Origin of the sequence: Nocardioides sp. URHA0032, assembly GCF_000620645.1 — a bacterium.
Taxonomy (GTDB): Bacteria; Actinomycetota; Actinomycetes; order Propionibacteriales; family Nocardioidaceae; genus Nocardioides.
Genome location: NZ_JIAV01000018.1, coordinates 1 through 23,652, shown reverse-complemented (window position 1 = coordinate 23,652; position 23,652 = coordinate 1). Strand labels below are relative to the sequence as shown.

Below are 23,652 nucleotides of genomic sequence, written 5' to 3'. Positions count from 1 at the left end.
CGAAGTTGGAGACGGCCCGGAGGACCGGGAGAATGGCCGCGTGACCGAGCCCGGGCAGCACCGCGTGATCCCGGACCCCGGGTTCGCCGGCGACGACGGTGCCGCCCCCGCGGCGCTGACGGCCGCGCTGACCGCCTGGGCCGCCGGCCGGTCGTCGTACGCCGAGGCGCTGGCCGCGCTCGCCGCCGAGCGGGTCCTGGTGCCGGTCGTGGCCGTGCTCGGCGAGGTCGAGCACGACGAGGCGGGGCTGGCCCACGACAAGAGCAGCGACATGGCGACGGTGCTGCTCCGGGGAGCGGACGGGCGGCTCGCGCTGCTCGCGTTCACCGGCACCGAGGCCCTCGCCGCCTGGAACCCGCAGGGCCGCCCGGTGCCGGTCGCGACCACGCTCGCGGCCCGGTCCGCCGTGCAGGACGGTGCCGCCGCGCTGGTCGTGGACGTCGCTGGGCCGGTGCGCTTCGTCGTCGAGGGCGAGGACCTCGAGCGGATCGCCGACGGCTGGGCGCTCGCGCGCGCGGGGGAGCAGGTCGTCTGGATTCGGCCCGACGGGGAATCTTCGGTTACCATCAAGCGTTGACCGATCTGTTCCGCCACAACCGTGACGGAGCGGATCCACAAGCGGAGGCTCGCACGATCGCCTCCCACCCGCATCGACCGCCCTGCTCCACAGGTCGTCGGGTCCGGTCCTGGAGGCTCCGGCCTCGTAGGTGGTGTACCCCGTGTGGGTGGCATCGGACTGGCTTCCGCTTGATGACAGCGGAAGCCTTTGTCGATTTCGCAGGGCCCTCGGGGGCGGCGGAGCGCAGGGACGACCGGCCACATTGCCACCAGGAGGACACACATCAGCACCGAGCTTCGTATCAACGACCGGATCCGGGTTCCCGAGGTCCGTCTCGTTGGACCCAACGGGGAGACCGTGGGCATCGTCCCCACGGACCAGGCGCTCAAGCTCGCCCAGGAGGCGGACCTCGACCTCGTCGAGATCGCACCCCAGGGCAAGCCGCCCGTCTGCAAGCTCATGGACTACGGCAAGTTCAAGTACGAGAACGCGCAGAAGGCCCGCGAGGCACGCCGTAACCAGACGAACGTCGTCATCAAGGAGATGAAGCTTCGTCCGAAGATCGACGCGCACGACTACGAGACCAAGAAGGGTCACGTGGTCCGGTTCCTCCGCGCCGGCGACAAGGTGAAGATCACGATCATGTTCCGCGGTCGCGAGCAGCACCGGCCCGAGCTGGGCTTCCGGCTGCTGCAGCGGCTCGCCGAGGACGTGACCGAGCTGGGCTTCGTCGAGTCGTCCCCGAAGCAGGACGGCCGCAACATGGTCATGGTGCTCGGCCCGCACAAGAAGAAGGCCGACGCCAAGGTCGACCTGGCAGCCGACAAGGAGTCGCGCGCCGCCGAGCGCGCGGCTGTCGTGGCGGAGGAGCGCGCCGAGCGCGACGCAGCCCACGCCGCCGGACCGGTCGCCCAGAAGAAGGAGCGTGGCCGCTCCGAGAACCTCGATCCTGAGATCGAGGCCTGAGACCACACCGGACGGGGGGCGCGTCCCGGAGACGCGCCTGCCCGAGCCACCGCAGGACGACAAGAGAGATAGTGAGATGCCGAAGAACAAGACGCACTCGGGTGCGAGCAAGCGCTTCCGCGTGACGGGGTCGGGCAAGATCCTGCGCGAGAAGGCTGGCAAGCGCCACAACCTGGAGAAGAAGCCCTCCAAGGTGACCCGTCGCATGACCGGCACCGTCGAGGTCGCCAAGGCCGACGTCCCGCGCGCGAAGAAGATGCTGGGTCTCTGACCCCCCGCCCCGACCACCCGGTCGTCGAGCCCGTCTCGACCCCGGACCCCGATTTTCTGCAACAAGGAGTAAGACAGTGGCACGCGTCAAGCGGGCAGTGAACGCCCAGAAGAAGCGCCGGGTCGTCCTGGAGCGCGCCAGCGGTTACCGCGGCCAGCGCTCGCGGCTCTACCGCAAGGCCAAGGAGCAGGTCACCCACTCCCTCGTCTACAGCTACAACGACCGCCGCAAGAACAAGGGCAACTTCCGCAAGCTCTGGATCCAGCGGATCAACGCCGCGGCCCGCGCCCAGGGCATGACCTACAACCGGTTCATCCAGGGCCTGAGCCTGGCCGGTGTCGAGGTCGACCGCAAGATCCTCGCCGACCTGGCCGTCAACGACATCGCCGCGTTCAACGCGCTCGTCGAGACCGCCAAGGCCGCGCTGCCCGAGGACGTCAACGCGCCCAAGGTCTCGGCCTGAACACTCCGTTGACCGCGGGCACCCCCCTGACCCGGGGGAACGGCCGCGTCAAGGAGAGCCGGAAGCTCAGCCGCCGCTCGGAACGCTCCGAGCGGCGGCTCTTCCTTGCCGACGGCCCGAAGGCCGTCCAGGGCGCCCTCGAGGTGCCCGGCTGTGTGGTCGAGGTGTTCGCGACCCCCGCCGCGACCGCGCAGTACGCCGACCTCGCGGCCGCCGCCCCCGCGTGGACCCTGGTCGACGACGGGGCCATGGACGGGCTGAGCGACAGCGTCACCCCGGCCGGCCTGGTGGCCGTGTGCCGGTTCCTCGACCGACCCGTCGACCACGTCGTCGACGAGGCCAGGCTGGTCGCGCTCTGCGCCGACGTCCGCGACCCCGGCAACGCCGGCACCGTCATCCGCTGCGCGGACGCCGCCGGCGCCGACGCCGTGGTCCTCGCCGGCCACTCCGTCGACCCGTACAACCCCAAGACCGTCCGGGCCAGCGTCGGCAGCCTCTTCCACCTCCCGATCGCGACCGAGCCGGACCCGGCGGCCGCCGTACGTGCCGCCCGGGACGCCGGTCTCCAGGTGCTCGCGGCCGACGGCGCCGGTGAGCTCGACCTCGACCACGCCGACGACCTGCTGGCGGCGCCGACCGCCTGGCTGTTCGGCAACGAGGCCTGGGGACTCCCCGCCGTGCTCACCGACCTCGCGGACCACCGGGTCCGGATCCCGATCCACGGGCGCGCGGAGAGCCTGAACCTCTCGACGGCCGCCGCGCTGTGCCTCTACGCCTCCGCCAAGGTCCAGCGCCGCCAGTAGGGTGACCGCGTGGACCTGGACGCGCTCGCCGACGGCGCGCTGCTGGCCGGGCCCGACGGCCGGGTGACGGCCGTCAACTCCGTCGCCCTGCGCCTGCTCGGCGCCGAGGACCCCGTCGGCCGCCCGCTCGCCGAGGTGCTGGCCCTCCAGGACCAGGACGGCCGCGACTGGTACTCGACCAACCGGCCCTATGACGGCCTCCCGACCCGCACCGCGGTCCCGGAGCAGTCCTGGCTGCTCCCCGACGGCACCGAGGTGCTCGTGGTCGCCCGGCTGCACCGGGCGGCGCTGCACGAGCCGGTCGACGGCGTCGCGGTCAGCATCCGCTCCGGCCGCGGCCGAGCCCGGCTGGACCGTGAGCGCTCGGACCTGGTCGCCACGGTCGCGCACGAGCTCCGCTCGCCGCTGACCGGCGTCAAGGGCTTCGTGCAGGCCCTGCTGAACCGGTGGGACAAGCTCAACGACGACCAGAAGAAGCTGATGCTGACCACCGTCAGCGCTGACGCCGACCGGCTCAGCCGGTTGATCGCCGAGCTGCTCGACGTCGCCCGCATCGACACCGGCCGGCTCCAGCTGTACCCCCGGCCGAGTGACGCCGAGGCGCTGGTCCGCCGCGTGGTCGACTCCGTCGGCGCCAGCACCAGCCGTCCGGTCGTCGTGCACGTCGAGCCCGGGGTCCCCGAGATCACGGTCGACCCCGACAAGTTCGTGCAGGTCGTGACCAACCTCCTCGAGAACGCCGTCCGCCACGGGTCCGGGACCGTCACCGTCAGGCTGTCGCCGGTCCGCGCCGGCCTGCAGCTGGTGGTCGAGGACGAGGGCGAGGGGATCGCACCCGATCTCCGCCGCCGGGTGTTCACGAAGTTCTGGAAGTCCGGCGCCAGCGGTGGGTCGGGGCTGGGCCTCTACCTGGTGCACGGCCTGGTCGAGGCGCACGGCGGCACCGTCACGATCGGCGACGCCGGCGCCGCCGGAGCGCGGCTGACGGTGACGCTGCCCGCATCCGAGCCCGGGCGGGCGAGTGCTACGGACGCCCCTCCTGTGCCCTGACGGTTCCGGCCCCCCGCGTCGCAGGTTCACCATGGATCGTGAACCGGTTCGCGTCGCACGTGCCCGGCTTCCTAGACTCGACCCCGTGTCAGGCCCGAACACCGACTACGACCCCGTGGAGGTCACGCCCTTGAAGCCCGAGGAGGTCGAGGCCGCGCGCGACGCGGCGCTGGCCGCGATCGCGGCCGCTGCCGACCTCGCCGAGCTCAAGCAGGTGCGCATCGAGCACACCGGCGACCGCTCGCCGCTGGCCCTGGCCAACCGGGAGATCGGGGCGCTGCCGCCGCAGGCGCGCAAGGAGGCCGGGCAGCGCATCGGCCAGGCGCGCGGCGCCGTGAACCAGGCGCTCGCGGCCCGGCAGGAGGTGCTGGAGGCCGAGCACGAGGAGCGGATGCTGGTCGAGGAGACCGTCGACGTCACCCTGCCGACCGACCGGGTGCCGACCGGTGCCCGCCACCCGCTGACGACCGGTGCCGAGCTGATCTCCGACATCTTCGTCGCCATGGGCTGGGAGGTCGCCGAGGGCCCGGTCATCGAGGCCGAGTGGCTCAACTTCGACGCGCTCAACCTCGGGCCGGACCACCCGGCCCGGACCATGCAGGACACGTTCTGGACCGAGCCAGCCGAGAACCACCTCGTGCTGCGCACCCACACCTCGCCCGTCCAGGCGCGCACGATGCTGTCGCGCCAGCCGCCGATCTACGTCGTCTGCCCCGGCCGCGTGTTCCGCACCGACGAGTACGACGCCACGCACAGCCCGGTGTTCCACCAGGTCGAGGGCCTGGCGATCGACGAGGGCATCACCATGGCCCATCTCAAGGGCACGCTGGACCACTTCGCTGCGCGGATGTTCGGCGACGGGATCAACACGCGCTTCCGCCCGTCGTACTTCCCGTTCACCGAGCCCAGCGCCGAGGTCGACCTTGTCTGCTTCGTGTGCCGCGGCTCCGGCGAGGTGGACGGCGCGCCGTGCCGTACCTGCCGCGGCGAGGGCTGGATCGAGTGGGGCGGCTGCGGCGTGGTCAACCCGCGGGTGCTCAGGGCCTGCGGAGTGGACCCCGAGCGCTACACGGGGTTCGCCTTCGGCATGGGCATCGACCGGACGCTGATGTTCCGGCACGGCATCGAGGACCTGCGGGCGCTGTTCGAGGGCGACACCCGTTTCACCACCGCCTTCGGAACGGAGCTGTAGAGCGTGAAGGCCCCTGTCTCCTGGATCCGGGAGTACGTCGACCTGCCAGCCGGCGTCACCACCGACGAGCTCACCGCGCGGCTCACCGCGCTCGGGCTCAAGCTCGAGGGCATCCACAGCGCCGGCGCCGACATCACCGGCCCGCTGGTGGTCGGCCGCGTGCTGACCGTCGAGCCGGAGCCGCAGAAGAACGGCAAGACCATCAACTGGTGCTCGGTCGACGTCGGCGCCGCCAACGGCACCGGCGAGCCCCAGGGCATCGTGTGCGGCGCCCACAACTTCGCGCCCGGCGACCTGGTCGTCGTGATCCTCCCGGGCGGCGTCCTGCCCGGCAACTTCCAGATCTCCGCGCGCAAGACCTACGGGCACCTGTCCGCCGGGATGATCTGCTCGGCCCGCGAGCTCGGCCTCGGCGAGGACCACGACGGGATCATCGTGCTGCCCGCCGACGCCGGTCAGCCGGGCGACGACGCGTTCGAAGTGCTGGGCCTCCGCGAGGAGGTCATCGAGTTCGAGATCAACCCGGACCGCGCCTACGCCCTGTCGCTGCGCGGCATCGCCCGCGAGGCGGCCCTGGCGTTCGGTGCGCCGTACCGCGACCCCGCGGCGCGCACCGTCCCCGAGCCGAACGACCTCGGCCACCCGGTCGAGATCGACGACCCGGCCGGCTGCCCGGTCTTCGTGGCCCGCAAGGTGACCGGGTTCGATCCGGCAGCGCCGACCCCGGACTGGATGGCGCTGCGCCTCCAGCAGGCCGGCATGCGCCCGATCTCGCTGGCGGTCGACGTCACCAACTACGTGATGCTCGAGACGGGCCGGCCGATCCACGGGTACGACGCCCACAAGCTCACCGGGCCCATCCGGGTGCGCCGTGCCCGCGAGGGCGAGCGGCTCACCACGCTCGACGGCGTCGACCGCGCGCTCTCGCCCGAGGACCTGGTCGTCACCGACGACTCCGGGATCATCGGCCTCGGCGGCGTCATGGGCGGCGAGACCACCGAGATGTCGGCCTCGACCACGAACATCCTGGTCGAGGCGGCCCACTGGGACGCGGTCTCGATGTTCCGCACCGGCAAGCGGCACAAGATCGGCTCCGAGGCCGGCAAGCGCAACGAGCGCGGCGTCGACCCGGTCATCACGCCGGCCGCGGCCGACCGCGTCGTCGAGCTGCTGACGACGTACGGCGGCGGGACGGCCGACCCCGGTGTCACGGTGGTCGGGACTCCTCCGGCACCACCGCAGATCACGATCTCCTACGACCTGCCCGCCCGGGTGACGGGGATCGACATCGACGCGGCCGCCACCGTCGCGAACCTCGAGGCCGTCGGCTGCACGCTCGACAAGGCCGACAGCACCCTCACCGCCACCCCGCCGCCCTGGCGTCCGGACCTCAACGACCCGTTCGACCTGGTCGAGGAGGTCGCCCGGATCGTGGGCTACGACCGCGTCCCGTCCGTGCTGCCGCGCGAGGCCGCCGGCCGGGGACTGAGCCGTGAGCAGCGGCTGCGCCGCCGGGTCGGCCGCACCCTGGCCGGTGCCGGCTGCGTGGAGGTGATCAGCTTCCCGTTCGTCGGCGACGCCGCGTTCGACGCGCTCGGGCTCCCGGCCGACGACGTACGCCGGCGGACCGTCCGGCTGGCGAACCCGCTCTCCAGCGAGGAGCCCTCGTACACGACGACCCTGCTGCCCGGCCTGCTCAAGGCCGGCGCGCGCAACATCGGTCGCGGCGCGACCGGGGTCGCGCTGTTCGAGACCGGCACGGTGGCGTTCCCCACCGACCGCGGCCCGGCGCCGATCTACGGTGTCGACTGGCGGCCCAGCGACGACGAGCTCGCGAAGCTCTTCGAGGCGCTTCCCGAGCAGCCGCTGCACCTGGCCGTCGTGCTCGCCGGTGAGAGGGAGCGGGCGGGCTGGTGGGGCAGTGGCCGCGACGCCGGCTGGTCCGACGCCATCGGCCTGGTCCGGCGGCTCGCTGCGGAGCTGGGCGTCGGGCTCGAGGTCGAGTCCGCCACCCGCGCGCCCTGGCACCCGGGGCGCTGCGCGCAGGTCCGGGTGAACGGAGTCGAGCTCGGCCACGCGGGCGAGCTGCACCCGAAGGTCTGCCAGGCGTTCGGGCTGCCGGCGCGCAGTGCAGCGGTCGAGATCGACCTCGACCTCCTGATGCGGCACGCCCGCGACGTCACGCCGGGGCCGGAGTTCTCGACGTACCCGCTGGCGAAGGAGGACGTGGCGCTGGTCGTCGCCGACGGCGTCACCGCCGCAGCCGTCGAGGCCGCGCTCCGCGAGGGCGCCGGACCGCTGCTGGAGTCGGTCCGGCTCTTCGACGTCTACACCGGTGAGCAGGTGGGGGAGGGACGCACCTCGCTGGCGTTCGCGCTCCGGTTCCGGGCGCCCGACCGCACCCTGACCGAGGAGGAGACGGCGGCCGCACGCGACGCCGCGGTGGCCCTCGCCGCCGAGCGGACCGGTGCCGTCCAGCGCAGCTGACCGACCGGCCGGCCACCGGCTCTCGGTCCTAGACGACGTCACCTGGGACGGTCAGCCGGTCCCCGGTGAGCGCACGCACGCGCTGCTGCGGGGTCTCGCCGAGGCGGGGTCCCGCGGTCTCTCCGAGGCCACGCTCGTCGAGGAGATCTGGGGAGACGAGGTCCCGGCCAACCCCGCGAAGGCGCTGCAGGTCGTCGTCTCCCGGGCCAGGTCCGCGACCGGTCCCGAGGTGATCGAGCGGACCGCCCGCGGCTACCGCCTCACCCTGGCGCCCGCCGAGGTCGATGCCTGGGCGCTGCGCCCCGAGGGGCTGCGGCTCGCCGCCGCCGGGGAGTACGCCGCCGCGCTGCCGCTGCTGGAGCGCGCCGCGCCCGACGACGACGTGGTGGCCGCGCTCCTGCGTGCGATCGCGGCGGTGCGCGGTGTCCCGGCGGCCCTGGAGCGGTTCGAGTCCTACCGGGCCCGGCTGGCCGACCGGCTCGGCGTCGACCCGAGCCCGGTCCTGCAAGCGCTGCACGCCGAGCTGCTCGCCCGCGACCATCCGGTCCGGGAGGGACTGCTCTACGAGGCCTCCCGGCTGATCGGCCGTGACGAGGACGTGGTCGCGCTCGCCGAGACGATCCGCACCTCCCGGGTCACCTCGATCGTCGGGGCGGGCGGGCTGGGCAAGACCCGGCTGGCGCACCTGATGGGCCGGCTGGCCGAGCAGCCGGTCGTGCACTTCGTCGAGCTGGCCGGTGTCACCTCCCCCGAGGGCGTGGCCGTGGAGGTCGGCGACGTGCTCGGGGTGCGCGAGTCGCTCACCGACCGGCTCACCAGCTCCGCCGCCCGGCGTACCGACCTGCTCGGCCGGATCGTCGACCAGGTCGGGAGCGCCCCGGCCCTGTTGATCCTCGACAACTGCGAGCACCTGGTCGAGGCCGTCGCCGACCTGGTGTCGGTGCTGGTCGTGCGCACCCCCGCGCTGCGGGTGCTCACCACCACCCGGGCGCCGCTGGGCATCGCCGCGGAACGGGTCTACCAGCTGCCGCAGCTCGGGCTCGACGACGCCGTCGAGCTCTTCGACGAGCGTGCGTCGGCCGCCCGGCCCGGCGCCCGGCTCGACCCCACCGAGGTGCGCGGCCTCGTCGAGCGGCTCGACGGGCTGCCGCTCGCGGTCGAGCTCGCCGCCGCCAAGGTGCGGGTCATGTCGGTCGCGGAGATCTCGCGCCGGCTGGAGAACCGCTTCGCGCTGCTGCGCGGCGGCAGCCGGGACGCCCCGGAGCGGCACCAGACCCTGCTCGCGGTCATCGACTGGAGCTGGAACCTGCTCGACGAGAGCCAGCGCACCGCGCTGCGCCGGCTCGCGATCTTCCGCGACGGGTTCTCGCTCTCCGGCGCCGACGCCGTGGTCGGGGACGACGCCCTGCCCGCGCTCTCCAGCCTCGTCGACCAGTCGCTGGTGACCGTCGTCGAGGGCAACGGCGGGCTGCGCTACCGGCTGCTCGAGACGGTCCGGGAGTTCGGGCAGATGCAGCTCGTCGACGCCGGCGACGACGTCGAGACCGCGGTGCGGTTCCGGGACTGGGGTCTCGCCTTCGGGCTCCGCACCGGGGAGCGGCTGTTCGGGCCTCACCAGGTGGAGGCCATGACGGAGATCCGCAGCGAGGAGGGCAACCTGGTCGACCTCCTCCGGCGCCGACTGCGCGAGCGGGACGCGGACGCGGTCGTCGTCCTGATGGCCTGCCTCTCGGACTTCTGGACCATCGAGGGCAGCCACCTGAAGGTCGTCAACATCGCGCCCGAGGTCGAGGACCTGGTGGTCGAGGGACGCGTGAGCCAGGGCTACGAGGACACGCTGCGCACCACGCTGGTCGCGATCGCCTTCAACTCGCTGATCTTCTCCGACTCGGTCGCGGGCCGGTCCTTCGACCGCCTCGAGGAGCTCGGGCCCGGCACCGGCAGGACCCGGGCGGAGATCACCGCGACGGTGCTGCTCGCGGCTCGCCGCAGCATCGTCGAGGATCGTCTCGACGCGCTCGTGGCACTCACGACCGACGAGAACCGTCGGATCGCCCAGGTCGCGCTCCAGTGGTCCTGCCAGCTCCACGAGAACCAGGGGGAGCTGGCGCTCGCGAAGCAGAGCGGCCTGGATGCCCTCGCCCTTGCCGACGACGTCGCCGACGGCCCGTGGTCCGCCGCCCTGGTCCGTGCCCAGCTCGCCGGCCTCACCATGCAGGTCGGCGACCTCCAGGAGGCCCTCGGATTCGCTCACGCCGCGATCCCGGTCCTCGACGACCTGGGCGCCCAGGAGGACGTGGCGCAGCTCCGGGCGGTCCTGGCCCTGGGCGCCATGGCGGACGGCCGGACCGAGGAGGCCCGCCGGATCTTCGACGAGATCGAGGCCGAGGACGCCGGCGGCGGCATCTTCGGCGCGTCGATCATCCTGCTCTGCGGACGGCCCGAGGTCGACCTCGCCATGGGCGAGGTCGAGAGCGGTCTGTGCGGCTACCGCGACGCCGTCCGGGAGCTCTCCGCGCGCAGCTTCCCCGGGATGGAGACGCTGCTCGGCTACGAGCCCTGGATCCTGTACGCCGAGTCGGCGGCGCTGGCCGCGCACGTCCGACACGGTGCTCGGGCCGAGGTGGCGGGCATGCGAGAGGACCTCATCCGCAAGGCGCCCGTGATCCTGGAGGGATCCGTCGTGTTCCTCGACTACCCGGTGTTCGGGTCGGTGCTGTTCGCGCTCGCGCTCTGGGAGCTGGCCGGCGAGCCGGATCCCGAGCGCGCTGCGTTCGCGGTCCGTCTCCTCGTCCTCGCCGACCGGTTCGGCTACAACCGCCAGCTGCCCAGCCTGGCCTGGGCGCCCGCCCTGGCACTGGCGGAGGCCGTGCTGCCGGGCGAGCAGGCGCGGGTCCGCGCCGAGCTCGACGACCGCAAGCCGACCGAGCTCCGCCCCGAGGTGCTCGACCTCGTGACGCAGCTGTCGCCGGTTGCCGAGTAGGCCCGGTCCGCTCGGTGGTCGAGTAGCCGTCGCGAGGGACGAGCGACGGCGTATCGAGACCCAGTCGCCCCGCTCGTTGCTGCTTCCCGGCTCACCGGGTTTCGACGCGCCCGTCGCGAGCTCGCTCCGCTCACCCGCGGGGCTTGCTCGACCCGGCCGAGCCCACGTCGGGCGCGACGGCCTGCGGAAGGCTGATCATCACATCTTCTTGTTGTAGCTCCGGACCGAGAGCGGCAGGAAGATCGCGACCACGATCCCGCAGCCGAGCAGCGCCCAGCCGACGTTCGCGGTGACGTCGCCGTCGTTCATCAGGTCGCGCAGCGCCGAGATCACCAGCGACACCGGGTTGACGTTGACGAACGCCTCGAGCCAGCCCGGCAGCGTGTCGGCCGGGACGAACGCGTTGGACAGGAAGGTCAGCGGGAACATCACCATCATCGAGATGCCCTGGACCGCCTGGGCGCTGCGCGCCCGGGTGCCGAAGTAGGTGAAGATCCAGGCCAGCGACCAGCCCGCGACGATCGTCAGCAGCCAGCCGGCCAGGACGCCGGGCACGCCGCCGCCTGGCCGGTAGCCCATCAGGATGCCGGTGAGGATCGTCAGGGTCGCCGCGGTGGCGTACCGGATCAGGTCGGCCATCGCCGGCCCGACGAGCGGTGCGATCCGGGCGATGGGCAGTGCCTTGAACCGGTCGAACACGCCCTTGTCCATGTCCTCGCGGAGCTGGATGCCGGTCGCCATGCAGGCGGTCAGCGCGGTCTGGGCGAGGATGCCGGTGATGACGATCGGCAGGTAGTCCTCGACGCTGCCGGAGATCGCGCCGCCGAAGATGTAGGCGAACATCGCCGTGAAGAGCAGCGGCTGGAGGGTGACGTCGAACCACTGCTCGGGGTTGCGGCGCATCTTCTTCAGGGCGCGCCAGGCCATCGCCAGGCTCTGGTCGACGGTGTCGTGCAACGACGGGCGGGTGACGAGGGTGCGGTTCAGCACCTCGGTCGTGTCGTGGTCGGGGAGCAGGGCGGTGCTCATCTGGCGACCTCCATCTCGGGGTCGACCTCGTCGTCGGCACCGTGGCCCGTGATGGCCATGAACACCTCGTCGAGAGTGGGCTTCTGGACGGTCGCGGACGCGATCGAGAGGCCGGACTGCCGCAACGCGATCAGGACGTCGGCCGCCCGGTTGGCGTCGGTGAGGGCGGCGTTCAGGCCGCCCGACTCGGGCGTGAGCACCGGCTCCTCGCCGAGGACGCGACGTACGACGGCGACGGCCTCGGCCGTGTCGGACGGCTCGGACATCCGCAGCTGGAGGGTCGAGCTGCCGACCGAGGTCTTCAGCTCGTCCGGCGTTCCCTCGGCGACCTTGATGCCGCGGTCGATGACCGCGATCCGTCCGGCCAGCTGGTCGGCCTCGTCGAGGTACTGCGTCGTGAGCAGCACCGTGCTGCCCTCGCGGATCAGGTCGCGGATCGTGTCCCACATCTGCCCGCGGGTGCGCGGGTCGAGACCGGTGGTCGGCTCGTCGAGGAAGATCAGCGGCGGCTGCGAGATCAGGCTCGCGGCGAGGTCGAGACGTCGCCGCATCCCGCCCGAGAACTCCTTGATCTGCTTGTCGCGTGCCTCGGTCAGGCCGAACCGCTCGAGCAGGTCGCCGGCGGTGGCCGTCGACCTGGCCGAGGAGAGTCCCTGGAGACGGCCGAAGAGCCAGAGGTTCTCGTAGCCGGTGAGGTTCTCGTCCACGGAGGCGTACTGCCCGGTGACGCCGACGAGCTGCCGGATCATGTGGGGGTTCCGGCGGACGTCGACGCCGAAGATGCTGGCCTCCCCGCCGTTCATCGGCAGCAGGGTGGCCAGCATCTTCAGGGTGGTGGTCTTGCCTGCGCCGTTCGGGCCCAGCACGCCGAACACCTCGCCGCGACGTACCTCGAGGTCGATCCCGTCGACCGCGCGGAAGTCACCGAAGGTCTTGACGAGGCCGGCGGCCGCGACGGCCAGGTCGGTGTCAGGAGCTCGTGTCATGTCCTCAGGATGGACGCGCCCGGTTTCAGTCCGCCTTCACCCGGGTTTCACTGCCTTTCGTCAGTTGATCGGGTGGCTCACGCACGCGCGGAAGTGGTCGTAGACCTCCCGGTCGCCGGTGACCGTCACCTCGCTGTCGTCGCCGCGTCGCCACAGCCACGCGTCGAGTGGCCCGGCCGGGCCGCTGACCACGGCGCCCGGCTCGACCCCGGGGTCGGCGACCACGCCGATGTCCTCCGCGTCGTGGGTGGCGCCCTCGGGGTCGGTGCCGCTGAAGTGCCCCAGCTGCACCCAGACCCTGTCCCCGGTGTCGGTGACGTCGACGCGCACGAACCGGTCGTACGGCGTGAACGTGCCCCACGGGGGCTTGCCGCCGAACATCACGTCCAGGGTCTCGTCGACCCCGTCGGCGGCGAGCGCCGCGTCGAGCGGCGTGGCCGTGCCGGCGGTCAGCTCGGCGTCCAGCCGGTGGATCAGCGCCTCGTGGGCCTGCCGCCGGTAGATGAAGCCGGCGGTGTGGTCCTGGGACCAGGTCCAGGTCTCGGCGGCCGGGTCGACGCCGTCCAGCTCGGCGTACAGGAGCTCGGAGCCGCGGTCGAAGTAGTCGAGGAGGCCCTCGTAGGTCTCGGGCCTCGGCTCGTGGCTGTAGTCGTCGGGCCCGGTCGGTCGCTGCCGCAGCATGGTGCCCCAGAAGTGCTGCACCTCCCCGAGGTGCCAGAGCAGGTCGCCTGCGTCCCACTCCGGGCAGCTCGGCACTCGCGCGCCGGGGTCGCAGTCCGCCAGGACCGCGCGGAACCGCGCGGACTCGGCTCGGATGTGGTGGAGGTAGTCGTCGTCGGAGAGTCTCGCCATGATCGTGAACCTAGGGGCGCGGACCGACCGCCGCACCCGAGATACATACAGATGCGCGCATCTGTATAGTCATGCATATGTCGACCAGGATCGCCGTCGCCGGAGCCAGTGGGTACGCCGGGGGCGAGCTGCTGCGCCTGCTCCTCGGTCACCCCGGCGTCGAGATCGGCGCCCTCACCGGCGCCTCCAACGCCGGCCAGCCACTCGGCGCCCTGCAGCCGCACCTGGTGCCCCTCGCCGAGAGGGTGCTCGACGCGACCTCGCTCGAAACCCTCCGCGGCCACGATGTGGTCTTCCTCGCGCTCCCGCACGGAGAGTCCGGGGCGCTCGCGGCGCAGCTCGGCGACGACACGGTCGTCATCGACTGCGGCGCGGATTTCCGGCTCGCGGACGCCGCCGCCTGGGAGAGGTTCTACGGCGGCGAGCACGCCGGCACCTGGCCCTACGGACTCCCGGAGCTGCCGGGCCAGCGCGACCTGCTCCGCAAGGCCACCCGGATCGCGGTGCCCGGCTGCTACCCGACGGTGTCCACGCTCACCCTCGCCCCGGCGGTCGCGGCCGGCATCGTCGAGCCCGACGTCGTCGTGGTGGCCGCCTCCGGCACCAGCGGCGCGGGCAAGGCCGCGAAGCCCCACCTGCTCGGCAGCGAGGTGATGGGCAACGCCGGCGCGTACGGCGTCGGCGGGGTCCACCGGCACACCCCGGAGATCACCCAGAACCTGTCCGCGCTCGTCGATGGTGCCGTGCGGGTCAGCTTCACGCCGCTGCTGGTCCCGATGCCGCGCGGGATCCTCGCGACGTGCAGCGCTCCGCTCACCGGTGACCTGAGCGCGGACGAGGCCTACGACGTGTACGCGAAGGCCTACGCCGACGAGCCGTTCGTGCACCTGCTCCCGGCCGGCCAGTGGCCGCAGACCAAGTCGGTCACCGGCTCCAACGCGGTCCACCTCCAGGTGACGGTCGACCAGGACGCGCGACGGCTCGTGGCCGTCGGCGCCGTCGACAACCTGGCCAAGGGCACCGCCGGCGCGGCCGTGCAGTGCATGAACCTCGCGCTCGGGCTCGACGAGTGCCTGGGCCTGTCGACCGTGGGAGTGGCACCGTGATCACGTCGCCCAAGGGATTCCGGGCCGCCGGCGTCGCCGCGGGCCTCAAGTCGACGGGCGCCAAGGACGTCGCGCTCGTCGTGAACGACGGCCCGGCCCACGACTCGGCCAGCGTCTTCACGACCAACCGCTGCAAGGCGAACCCGGTGCTCTGGAGCCAGGAGGTCGTGAAGGACGGCACGGTCAGGGCGGTGTTCCTGAACTCCGGCGGCGCCAACTGCTACACCGGTCCCGAGGGATTCCAGACCACCCATGCGGTGGCCGAGGCGGTCGCCGGCAGCCTCGGCATCGGCGCGGGCGACGTCGTCGTCTGCTCGACGGGCCTGATCGGCCTCACCAACGACCGCGGCCAGGTCCTCGCCGGCGCCCGGGCGGCGTACGACGCCCTCAGTGCCGACGGGGGAGACGACGCCGCCCACGCGATCATGACGACCGACTCGGTCAGCAAGCAGGTCGTGGTCGAGGGCGCGGGCTGGTCGATCGGCGGCATGGCCAAGGGCGCCGGCATGCTGGCGCCGCAGCTCGCCACGATGCTGGTCGTGCTCACCACCGACGCCGTCGTACCGGCGGTCGACGTCGACACCGCGCTGCGCGCGGCCACCCGGGTCAGCTTCGACCGGCTCGACTCCGACGGCTGCATGTCCACCAACGACACCGTGACCGTCCTGGCCAGCGGCGCGAGCGGCATCACCCCGAGCCTCGACGACTTCACCGCCACGCTCACCCAGGCCTGCACCGACCTCGCCATGCAGCTCCTCGAGGACGCCGAGGGCGCCGAGCACGAGATCGCGATCACCGTCGTCAACGCCGCGAGCGAGGACGAGGCGGTCGAGGTGGGCCGCAGCGTCGCACGCTCGAACCTCTTCAAGGCCGCGGTGTTCGGCAACGACCCGAACTGGGGCCGTGTGCTGGCCAGCATCGGCACGACGAGTGCCCGCTTCGACCCGGCCGACCTCGACGTCGCCATGAACGGCGTCTGGGTGTGCCGACGGTCGACCCCGCACGCCGACCCCGCGACCGTCGACCTGAAGCCGCGCGAGGTCAGCGTCACCATCGACCTCAAGGCCGGGTCCGACCGGGCCACGGTCTGGACCAACGACCTCACGCACGCCTACGTCCACGAGAACAGCGCGTACTCCTCATGAGGACCATCTCGCACACCCCCCACGACCCGAGCAAGCCGGACCCGGCCAAGGCGCGCACGCTCGCGGCAGCGCTGCCCTGGCTGAAGCGCTACCACGGCAAGATCGTCGTGGTGAAGTACGGCGGCAACGCGATGACCGACGACACCCTGAAGCGGGCCTTCGCCGAGGACATCGCGTTCCTCCGGTTCGCCGGCTTCAAGCCGGTCGTCGTGCACGGCGGCGGTCCGCAGATCTCCCACATGCTCGACCGGCTCGGCATCGAGTCCGAGTTCCGGGGTGGCCTGCGGGTGACCACGCCCGAGGCGATGGACGTGGTGCGCATGGTGCTGGTCGGCCAGGTCCAGCGCGAACTGGTCGGCCTGATCAACGAGCACGGCCCGCTCGCGGTCGGCTGCTCGGGCGAGGACGCCGGCCTGTTCACGGCCACCACCACCGGCACCGTCGTCGACGGGGAGGAGGTCGACCTCGGCCTGGTCGGCGAGGTCACGAAGGTCCGCCCCGAGTCGGTCCTCGACCTGATCGAGGCCGGCCGGATCCCGGTCGTCTCCAGCGTCGCTCCGGACGCGGCCGGCCGGGTGCACAACGTGAACGCCGACTCGGCCGCTGCCGCGCTCGCCGTGGCCCTGGACGCCGAGAAGCTGCTCGTCCTCACCGACGTCGAGGGCCTCTACCTGGACTGGCCGGACTCCGACGACGTGATCGGAGAGATCGGCCCGGAGGCGCTCGCGGAGATCATCCCGACGCTGGCCTCGGGGATGATCCCCAAGATGAGCGCCTGCCTGCAGGCCGTCCAGGGCGGCGTCCCACGAGCCACCGTCGTGGACGGGCGCGAGGAGCACGCCGTGCTGCTCGAGCTCTTCACCAAGGAGGGCGTCGGCACCCAGGTGCTGCCGGGCGCCGCGACCAAGACCCGGAAGGCGAGGGACGCCCAGTGACCAGCTACCAGGAGCGGTACGCCGCCAGCCTGATGAACACCTTCGGCCCCCCGAAGCTGGTGCTCGCCCGGGGCGAGGGCGCGCACGTGTGGGACACCGACGGCAAGGAGTACGTCGACCTGCTCGGCGGCATCGCGGTCAACGCGCTCGGGCACGGGCACCCGGCGCTGGTGGAGGCGATCACGACCCAGCTCCAGACGCTCGGCCACATCTCGAACTTCTTCACCTCGGCGCCACAGGTCGAGCTCGCGGAGCGGTTGCTCGACCTGCTCGGCGTCGGCGCCGGCGGCGGCAAGGTGTTCCTCACCAACTCCGGGACCGAGGCCAACGAGGCCGCCTTCAAGCTGACCCGGCGCACCGGCCGCACCCACGTCGTCGCCGCCGAGGGCTCCTTCCACGGCCGCACCATGGGCGCGCTCGCACTCACCGCCAAGGCGGCGTACCGGACGCCGTTCGCGCCGCTGCCCGGCGACGTCACGTTCGTCCCGTACGGCGACGCCGACGCGCTGGCCGCCGCGGTGACCGACCAGACGGCGGCCGTGCTGCTGGAGCCGATCCAGGGCGAGGCCGGCGTCGTCGTACCGCCGGAGGGCTACCTCGCCGCCGCCCGCGCGGTCGCCGACCGCCACGGTGCGCTGCTCTGGCTGGACGAGGTGCAGACCGGCATGGGGCGCACCGGCCGCTGGTTCGCGCACACCGGGCTCACCCCCGACGTGGTCACCGTCGCCAAGGGCCTCGGCGGCGGCTTCCCGGTGGGGGCCTGCGTCGGTGTCGGCGCCGCGGGGGAGCTGCTCGAGCCGGGCAACCACGGCACGACGTTCGGCGGCAACCCGGTCGCGTGCGCTGCCGCGCTCGCGGTCATCCGCACCATCGAGGACGAGGACCTGCTCGAGCACGTCACCGTGCTCGGCCAGAAGCTCCGCGACGGACTGGCCGCCGACCCGCGCGTCACCGAGGTGCGGGGGGAGGGGCTGCTGATCGGCCTCGACCTGTCTGTCGACGCGTCGGCAGACGTGGCGGCCGCCGCGCTGGCGGCCGGGTTCATCGTCAACAACCCGACCCCCAGCCGCATCCGGCTCGCGCCACCGCTCGTCCTCACCGAGGACGACGTCAACGCGTTCCTGGCCGCCTGGCCGGGCATCCTGGATGGAGCCATGGGATGAGCGCCCACCCGGTCCGACACTTCCTCGCCGACGACGACCTCACGCCCGAGGAGCAGGCGCGGGTCCTGGACCTCGCGTTCGAGCTCAAGCAGGCGCCGTACGACGCGAAGCCGCTCGCGGGCCCGCGCACGGTCGCCATGATCTTCGACAAGCAGACGCTGCGCACCCAGGCGTCCTTCGCGGCCGGCATCGCCGAGCTGGGTGGCTTCCCGATGCTGGTCGACGGCGCGCTCGCGGGCATCGGCGTGCGCGAGTCCGTCCACGACGTCGCCCGCGTGCTCGGCCGCCAGGCGTCGATGATCGTCTGGCGCACCTACGCCCAGGCGCGGCTGGAGGAGATGGCAGAGCACGCCGGCGTCCCGGTCGTGAACGCCCTCACCGACGACTTCCACCCCTGCCAGCTGCTCGCCGACCTGCTCACCGTGCGCGAGCACAAGCAGCAGCTCGCGGGCGTCACCGTGGCCTTCGTCGGCGACGGCGCCTGCAACATGGGCAACTCCTGGCTGCTCGCCGGCACCACCGCCGGCATGCACGTGCGGATCGCCTCGCCGGAGGGCTACCTGCCCGACGCCGCGATGGTCGAGCGCGCGGCAGCGATCGCCACGATCACCGGTGGGTCGGCCACCGTCGGGTCGGACCCGCTCGCCGCCGTCACCGGCGCCGACGTGGTCGTGACCGACACCTGGATCTCGATGGGCAGGGAGGACGAGGCGGCCGCGCGGGCCGAGGTGTTCGCGCCGTACTCCCTCACCACCGCCCTGTTCGAGCACGCCGAGCCCGACGCGATCGCGATGCACTGCCTGCCGGCCTACCGCGGCAAGGAGATCGATGCCGAGGTGCTGGACGGCCCGCAGAGCGTGGTCTGGGACGAGGCCGAGAACCGGCGGCACGCCCAGAAGGCGATCCTCACGTTCCTGGTCCAGGGGGCGACGTGAGCACCGCCCTCCGACCGGGCACCAAGAACGCCCGCCACCAGCTGATCGTCGAGCTGGTGACCCAGCACGAGGTCCGCTCGCAGGGCGAGCTCGCCGACCTGCTCACCGAGAGCGGCATCCGGGTCACCCAGGCGACGCTCTCGCGGGACCTGGTCGAGCTGGACGCGATCAAGGTGCGTGCTCCGTCGGGCGCCCTCGTCTACGCCGTGCCCGCCGAGGGCGGTGACCGCCGGCCCGCGGCGCCCGTCGAGACGGCCGCCGCCGCGAACCGGCTGGCCAGGCTGTGCGGTGAGCTCCTGGTGAGCGCCGACGCCAGCGCCAACCTGGTCGTGCTGCGCACGCCGCCGGGCGCCGCCCAGTTCCTCGCCTCGGCGTTCGACAAGGCCGAGTTCCCCGAGGTGCTCGGCACCATCGCCGGGGACGACACCGTCCTCGTGATCGGCCGCGAGCCCAAGGGCGGCGACGACCTCGCCCGCCGCTTCCTCGCCCTCGCCGACACCCACACCCAGAGCCAGTAAGGAACCCAACCTTGAGCAAGGTCCTCACGTCCCTCCCGGCCGGCGAGCGCGTCGGCATCGCCTTCTCGGGCGGGCTGGACACCTCCGTCGCGGTCGCGTGGATGCGCGCCAAGGGCGCGATCCCGTGCACGTACACCGCCGACATCGGGCAGTACGACGAGCCGGACATCTCCGGCGTACCCGACCGCGCCGTCCGGTACGGCGCCGAGATCGCCCGCGCCGTCGACTGCCGGCGCCAGCTGGTCGAGGAGGGGCTCGCCGCGATGGCGTGCGGTGCGTTCCACATCCGCTCGGGCGGCCGGGCGTACTTCAACACCACCCCGCTCGGCCGTGCGGTGACCGGCACGATGCTGGTCCGGGCGATGCACGACGACGGTGTCGACATCTGGGGCGACGGCTCGACGTTCAAGGGCAACGACATCGAGCGCTTCTACCGCTACGGCCTGCTGGCGAACCCCGACCTGCGCATCTACAAGCCGTGGCTGGACGCCGAGTTCGTCACCGAGCTCGGCGGCCGGGCCGAGATGAGCCAGTGGCTGACCGAGCACGACCTGCCCTACCGCGACTCGCAGGAGAAGGCGTACTCGACCGACGCCAACATCTGGGGGGCCACCCACGAGGCGAAGACCCTCGAGCACCTCGACGTCTCGCTCGAGACCGTCGAGCCGATCATGGGCGTGAAGTTCTGGGACCCGGGTGTCGAGATCGCGGCCGAGGACGTCACGATCGCGTTCCGGGAGGGCCGCCCGGTGGCGATCAACGGGCAGTCGTACGACGACCCGGTCGCGCTCGTCCACGAGGCCAACACGATCGGCGGTCGGCACGGTCTCGGCATGTCCGACCAGATCGAGAACCGGATCATCGAGGCCAAGTCCCGCGGCATCTACGAGGCTCCGGGCATGGCGCTGCTGTGGATCGCCTTCGAGCGGCTGCTCAACGCGATCCACAACGAGGACACCATCGCGAGCTACCACGGCGAGGGCCGCCGGCTCGGCGTCCTGCTCTACCAGGGCCGCTGGCTGGACCCGCAGGCGCTGATGCTGCGGGAGTCGATCCAGCGGTGGATCGCCTCGCTCGTCACCGGCGAGGTCACACTGCGCCTGCGCCGCGGCGAGGACTACACGATCCTGCGCACCGACGGCCCGGCGTTCTCCTACCACCCGGACAAGCTCTCGATGGAGCGCACCGAGAACGCCGCCTTCGGCCCCCTCGACCGGATCGGCCAGCTGACCATGCGCAACCTGGACATCGCCGACTCCCGCGCCAAGCTCGAGCAGTACGCCGCCCAGCCGCTCGACCAGGGCCAGGTGCTCGTCGAGCACGGGACGCTGTACGGCGAGCTCGAGGCCGGGGGAGCGGACCGGATCGCGGCCAATCCTGCCGCCAAGGGAGAGCCGGACGAGGCCGCGCTGGACCAGGCAGCCATGGAGTTCGGCACCGACTGATGGATCCCGTCCACCGCGCCACCGCCCGGGTGCTCCCGGTGAGCCAGGACGGCGCCGTCCTGCTCCTCGAGGAGCGGGACCCGGCACGCCCCGGCGAGCGCTACTGGTCGAGCATCGGCGGTGCGCCCGATCTCCACGAGTCGCTGCGGACGGCCGCGGCGCGTGAGCTGCGGGAGGAGGCCGGGATCCACACCGACGGGGGCCGGCTGATCGGGCCGGTCTTCCGCGACCGGCAGGCCTACTCCTGGGACGGGGTCGACTACGTCGGCGAGCACACCTATTTCGCCCTGCCACTCGAGCGCGGCGTCGAGATCGGCTTCGACGGGCTCGAGCCCGAGGAGGTCGGCACGGTCCTCGGGGCGGGCTGGTGGCTGCCGACGTCGCTGGCGGGCGTCCTGTCCCGCCCGGCGGACCTCCCTGACATCATGACCAGCGCGATCGCCGCGGTGAGAGGACAGCAGTGAGCACCACGAACACCGGCAAGCTGTGGGGCGGCCGCTTCGCCGGCGGCCCCTCGCCCGAGCTCGACGCGCTCTCGCGGTCGACGCACTTCGACTGGCGGCTCGCGCTGTACGACATCGCCGGGTCGCACGCCCATGCCAAGGCGCTCGGCGCCGCGGGCTACCTGACCCCGGCGGACGAGGCCGAGCTGCACCGTGGCCTGGACGCGCTCGCCCAGCGCTACACCGACGGCACCCTGCTGCCCGACCCGGGCGACGAGGACGTGCACGGCGCGCTCGAACGACTGCTCGTCGAGGAGGTCGGCGCCGACATCGGCGGCCGGCTGCGCGCCGGGCGCAGCCGCAACGACCAGATCGCCACGCTGTTCCGGTCGTTCCTGCTCGACCACTCGGTCACCGTCGCGAGCCGGGTGCTCGACCTGGTCGACGCGCTCACCACGCAGGCGCGCGACCACCTGGCCCCGGGCCGGGAGACCGTCATGCCCGGCCGTACCCACCTCCAGCACGCCCAGCCGGTGCTGTTGTCCCACCACCTGCTCGCCCACGCCTGGGCGCTGCTGCGCGACGTCGACCGGCTCGCCGACTGGCGTCGCCGTACCGCCGCGGAGTCGCCGTACGGCGGGGGAGCGCTGGCGGGCTCGAGCCTGGGTCTCGATCCCGAGCTGGTGGCGTCGGAGCTCGGCTTCGCCGGCTCGTCGCCCAACTCCATCGACGGCACGGCGTCGCGCGACTTCGTCGCGGAGCTCGCCTACATCGCCGCGCAGGTGGGCGTCGACGTCAGCCGGATCGCCGAGGAGGTCATCCTCTGGTCGACCCGCGAGTTCGGCTTCGTGACGCTGCACGACTCGTGGTCGACGGGGTCGAGCATCATGCCGCAGAAGAAGAACCCCGACATCGCCGAGCTCGCTCGGGGGAAGGCGGGCCGGCTGATCGGGAACCTCGCAGGACTGATGGCCACCCTGAAGGCGCTCCCGCTCGCCTACAACCGCGACCTCCAGGAGGACAAGGAGCCGGTCTTCGACTCGGTGGACACCCTCGAGGTGCTGCTCCCCGCGTTCACCGGGATGGTCGCCACGCTCACCTTCGACACCGCGCGGCTGGCCGAGCTGGCGCCGCAGGGCTTCTCGCTGGCCACCGACGTCGCGGAGTGGCTGGTCCGGGAGGGCGTGCCGTTCCGCGTCGCGCACGAGCTCGCCGGGGCCTGCGTCCGGCGGTGCGAGGAGCTCGGTGTCGAGCTCGAGGAACTCACCGACGACCAGCTGGCGGAGATCTCGCCAGTGCTCACGCCCGCGGTCCGCGAGGTCCTGACGGTCGACGGCTCGGTCGCCTCCCGCGACGGCCGCGGCGGGACGGCACCCGCGCGGGTCCGCGAGCAGCTCGCCCAGGTCACCGCCCTCGCCGACAGCCACCGTGCCCGGATCTCTTGACCTCTCGGGGCCGGTCCTCGAGCAGGCTCCCCGGTTGCTGAACGCCGTGCTGCGCCACGGCGACGTCGCCGTCCGCCTCACCGAGGTCGAGGCGTACGACGGCGCGAACGACCCCGGCTCGCACGCCTTCCGCGGCCGGACCCGCCGCAACGAGGTGATGTTCGGGCCGGCCGGCCACCTGTACTGCTACTTCACCTACGGCATGCACGTCTGCTGCAACGTCGTGTGCGGTCCCGTGGGCGTGGCGAGCGCCGTGCTGCTCCGTGCCGGTGAGGTGGTGGACGGCGTCGAGGCGGCCCGGGAACGCCGCCCCGGCGCCGGCGACCGCGACCTGGCCCGCGGTCCGGCCCGGCTCTGCAGGGCCCTGGGCATCACCCTCGAGCACGGCGGCGCGGACCTGGCCTCCGGCCCCCTCACGCTCACGCTGGGCACCCCCCCGGCGGACGTGTCGACGGGCCCCCGCGTGGGCCTCAGAGCTGCGGCCGACTGGCCGTGGCGGTTCTGGTCGACGGGGGAGCCGACGGTGTCGGCGTACCGTCCCGCGGCCCCGCTCCGGGCCCGGCGACGGCCCGATTTGAGCTCGTGACCGGTGCGCTGCTAACGTTCTTCTCGTCGCGGTGAGCGACTCCCTCTTCGGGCCGCGAGGCCGACCGAGCGGAGTCTGCGCGCGCCCGGCACCAGCGAGGTTCCGCCCGAGTCGACGTCGAGTTGACGGGGAGGATCGAAGCCGGTAAGTTTTTGCAGGTTGCCCCGCCGCTTGGCCCGCAAGGGTCCGGGACGGGTGCGTCTGATTCTTGAGAACTCAACAGTGTGTCATAGTCGACGAATTAGTTTGTAATGCCCCGTTGACTGCGTCTGCCTTTTGGTGGGTGTGGT

At 72.5% G+C, this 23,652-nt stretch carries 22 protein-coding genes; 19 read left to right on the top strand and 3 right to left on the bottom strand.

Translation table 11 applies throughout. The annotated features are described in order from the left end of the window. Positions 1-40 precede the first annotated feature (40 nt). From N538_RS0106945 to N538_RS24185, 9 genes are all read left to right on the top strand, one after another. A complete protein-coding gene (locus tag N538_RS0106945; protein ID WP_028636713.1) occupies positions 41-577 on the top strand; it encodes an SseB family protein in 537 nt (178 codons plus the stop codon). A gap of 189 nt (positions 578-766) precedes the next feature. Further along, positions 767-1,525 (top strand): translation initiation factor IF-3, encoded by a 759-nt coding sequence (gene infC / locus N538_RS0106940; protein ID WP_442937146.1) that lies wholly within the window; start codon positions 767-769, stop codon positions 1,523-1,525. 76 nt (positions 1,526-1,601) lie between these two features. Then, positions 1,602-1,796 (top strand): 50S ribosomal protein L35, encoded by a 195-nt coding sequence (gene rpmI, locus N538_RS0106935; RefSeq protein ID WP_028636711.1) that lies wholly within the window; start codon positions 1,602-1,604, stop codon positions 1,794-1,796. A 76-nt stretch (positions 1,797-1,872) separates the two neighbouring features. Then, a complete protein-coding gene (rplT, locus tag N538_RS0106930; RefSeq protein WP_028636710.1) occupies positions 1,873-2,259 on the top strand; it encodes a 50S ribosomal protein L20 in 387 nt (128 codons plus the stop codon). Positions 2,260-2,267: 8 nt separating this feature from the next. Beyond that, a complete protein-coding gene (locus N538_RS0106925; protein ID WP_028636709.1) occupies positions 2,268-3,062 on the top strand; it encodes a TrmH family RNA methyltransferase in 795 nt (264 codons plus the stop codon). 9 nt (positions 3,063-3,071) lie between these two features. Further along, positions 3,072-4,112 (top strand): sensor histidine kinase, encoded by a 1,041-nt coding sequence (locus N538_RS24190; protein WP_051548910.1) that lies wholly within the window; start codon positions 3,072-3,074, stop codon positions 4,110-4,112. A gap of 85 nt (positions 4,113-4,197) precedes the next feature. Next, positions 4,198-5,304, top strand: coding sequence for a phenylalanine--tRNA ligase subunit alpha (gene pheS, locus N538_RS0106915; RefSeq protein ID WP_028636708.1), 1,107 nt, complete (start codon positions 4,198-4,200; stop codon positions 5,302-5,304). A gap of 3 nt (positions 5,305-5,307) precedes the next feature. Next, positions 5,308-7,791: a phenylalanine--tRNA ligase subunit beta gene (pheT, locus tag N538_RS0106910; protein WP_028636707.1), complete on the top strand. Its 2,484-nt coding sequence runs from the start codon at positions 5,308-5,310 to the stop codon at positions 7,789-7,791. Next, positions 7,772-10,774, top strand: a complete 3,003-nt coding sequence (locus N538_RS24185) for an ATP-binding protein (protein ID WP_051548908.1) — start codon at positions 7,772-7,774, stop codon at positions 10,772-10,774. Before pheT ends, N538_RS24185 begins: the two co-directional genes overlap by 20 nt. A gap of 198 nt (positions 10,775-10,972) precedes the next feature. Here N538_RS24185 and N538_RS0106900 read toward each other — a convergent pair whose 3' ends face one another. From N538_RS0106900 to N538_RS0106890, 3 genes are read right to left on the bottom strand one after another with little or no spacing between them, the layout of a single operon-like run. Continuing rightward, a complete protein-coding gene (locus N538_RS0106900) occupies positions 10,973-11,803 on the bottom strand; it encodes an ABC transporter permease (RefSeq protein ID WP_028636706.1) in 831 nt (276 codons plus the stop codon). Beyond that, complete coding sequence (locus N538_RS0106895) at positions 11,800-12,789, bottom strand: daunorubicin resistance protein DrrA family ABC transporter ATP-binding protein (protein ID WP_028636705.1); 990 nt, start codon at positions 12,787-12,789, stop codon at positions 11,800-11,802. The genes N538_RS0106900 and N538_RS0106895 overlap by 4 nt, the downstream gene beginning before the upstream one ends. Positions 12,790-12,849: 60 nt before the next feature. Continuing rightward, positions 12,850-13,641 carry a maleylpyruvate isomerase family mycothiol-dependent enzyme gene (locus N538_RS0106890; RefSeq protein ID WP_028636704.1) on the bottom strand — a complete coding sequence of 264 codons (792 nt, stop codon included), beginning with the start codon at positions 13,639-13,641 and terminating at the stop codon, positions 12,850-12,852. A 77-nt stretch (positions 13,642-13,718) separates the two neighbouring features. Here N538_RS0106890 and argC point away from each other — a divergent pair, with 77 nt between their 5' ends. The 10 genes from argC to N538_RS24175 are packed head-to-tail and all read left to right on the top strand — an operon-like array spanning position 13,719 to position 23,362. Then, positions 13,719-14,747, top strand: coding sequence for an N-acetyl-gamma-glutamyl-phosphate reductase (argC, locus tag N538_RS0106885; RefSeq protein WP_028636703.1), 1,029 nt, complete (start codon positions 13,719-13,721; stop codon positions 14,745-14,747). Continuing rightward, complete coding sequence (gene argJ / locus N538_RS0106880) at positions 14,744-15,892, top strand: bifunctional glutamate N-acetyltransferase/amino-acid acetyltransferase ArgJ (protein ID WP_028636702.1); 1,149 nt, start codon at positions 14,744-14,746, stop codon at positions 15,890-15,892. The genes argC and argJ overlap by 4 nt, the downstream gene beginning before the upstream one ends. Further along, a complete protein-coding gene (gene argB, locus N538_RS0106875; RefSeq protein ID WP_197025261.1) occupies positions 15,889-16,827 on the top strand; it encodes an acetylglutamate kinase in 939 nt (312 codons plus the stop codon). The genes argJ and argB overlap by 4 nt, the downstream gene beginning before the upstream one ends. Continuing rightward, positions 16,824-17,990, top strand: coding sequence for an acetylornithine transaminase (locus tag N538_RS0106870; RefSeq protein ID WP_028636700.1), 1,167 nt, complete (start codon positions 16,824-16,826; stop codon positions 17,988-17,990). Before argB ends, N538_RS0106870 begins: the two co-directional genes overlap by 4 nt. Continuing rightward, on the top strand, positions 17,987-18,925 hold the full coding sequence (gene argF / locus N538_RS0106865; protein ID WP_028636699.1) for an ornithine carbamoyltransferase: 939 nt from the start codon (positions 17,987-17,989) through the stop codon (positions 18,923-18,925). The genes N538_RS0106870 and argF overlap by 4 nt, the downstream gene beginning before the upstream one ends. Further along, positions 18,922-19,443 carry an arginine repressor gene (locus N538_RS0106860; protein ID WP_028636698.1) on the top strand — a complete coding sequence of 174 codons (522 nt, stop codon included), beginning with the start codon at positions 18,922-18,924 and terminating at the stop codon, positions 19,441-19,443. The genes argF and N538_RS0106860 overlap by 4 nt, the downstream gene beginning before the upstream one ends. Positions 19,444-19,454: 11 nt before the next feature. After that, positions 19,455-20,888 carry an argininosuccinate synthase gene (gene argG, locus N538_RS0106855; protein WP_028636697.1) on the top strand — a complete coding sequence of 478 codons (1,434 nt, stop codon included), beginning with the start codon at positions 19,455-19,457 and terminating at the stop codon, positions 20,886-20,888. Continuing rightward, the gene (locus N538_RS27275; protein ID WP_051548906.1) at positions 20,888-21,352 is read left to right on the top strand and encodes an NUDIX domain-containing protein; all 465 of its coding nucleotides are present in this window, start codon (positions 20,888-20,890) and stop codon (positions 21,350-21,352) included. Before argG ends, N538_RS27275 begins: the two co-directional genes overlap by 1 nt. Then, a complete protein-coding gene (argH, locus tag N538_RS0106845; RefSeq protein WP_028636696.1) occupies positions 21,349-22,776 on the top strand; it encodes an argininosuccinate lyase in 1,428 nt (475 codons plus the stop codon). Before N538_RS27275 ends, argH begins: the two co-directional genes overlap by 4 nt. Beyond that, positions 22,760-23,362, top strand: coding sequence for a DNA-3-methyladenine glycosylase (locus N538_RS24175; RefSeq protein ID WP_036569770.1), 603 nt, complete (start codon positions 22,760-22,762; stop codon positions 23,360-23,362). The genes argH and N538_RS24175 overlap by 17 nt, the downstream gene beginning before the upstream one ends. The last annotated feature ends 290 nt before the right edge of the window (positions 23,363-23,652 follow it).

Excerpts from the sequence above, each read along its gene's own strand:
- rpmI (WP_028636711.1), top strand. The coding sequence starts at position 1,602 with ATGCCGAAGAACAAGACGCACTCGGGTGCGAGCAAGCGCTTCCGCGTG.
- N538_RS0106895 (WP_028636705.1), bottom strand. The coding sequence starts at position 12,789 with ATGACACGAGCTCCTGACACCGACCTGGCCGTCGCGGCCGCCGGCCTC.
- N538_RS27275 (WP_051548906.1), top strand. The coding sequence starts at position 20,888 with ATGGATCCCGTCCACCGCGCCACCGCCCGGGTGCTCCCGGTGAGCCAG.
- N538_RS0106900 (WP_028636706.1), bottom strand. The coding sequence starts at position 11,803 with ATGAGCACCGCCCTGCTCCCCGACCACGACACGACCGAGGTGCTGAAC.
- argF (WP_028636699.1), top strand. The coding sequence starts at position 17,987 with ATGAGCGCCCACCCGGTCCGACACTTCCTCGCCGACGACGACCTCACG.
- N538_RS0106890 (WP_028636704.1), bottom strand. The coding sequence starts at position 13,641 with ATGGCGAGACTCTCCGACGACGACTACCTCCACCACATCCGAGCCGAG.
- argB (WP_197025261.1), top strand. The coding sequence starts at position 15,889 with ATGAGGACCATCTCGCACACCCCCCACGACCCGAGCAAGCCGGACCCG.
- argC (WP_028636703.1), top strand. The coding sequence starts at position 13,719 with ATGTCGACCAGGATCGCCGTCGCCGGAGCCAGTGGGTACGCCGGGGGC.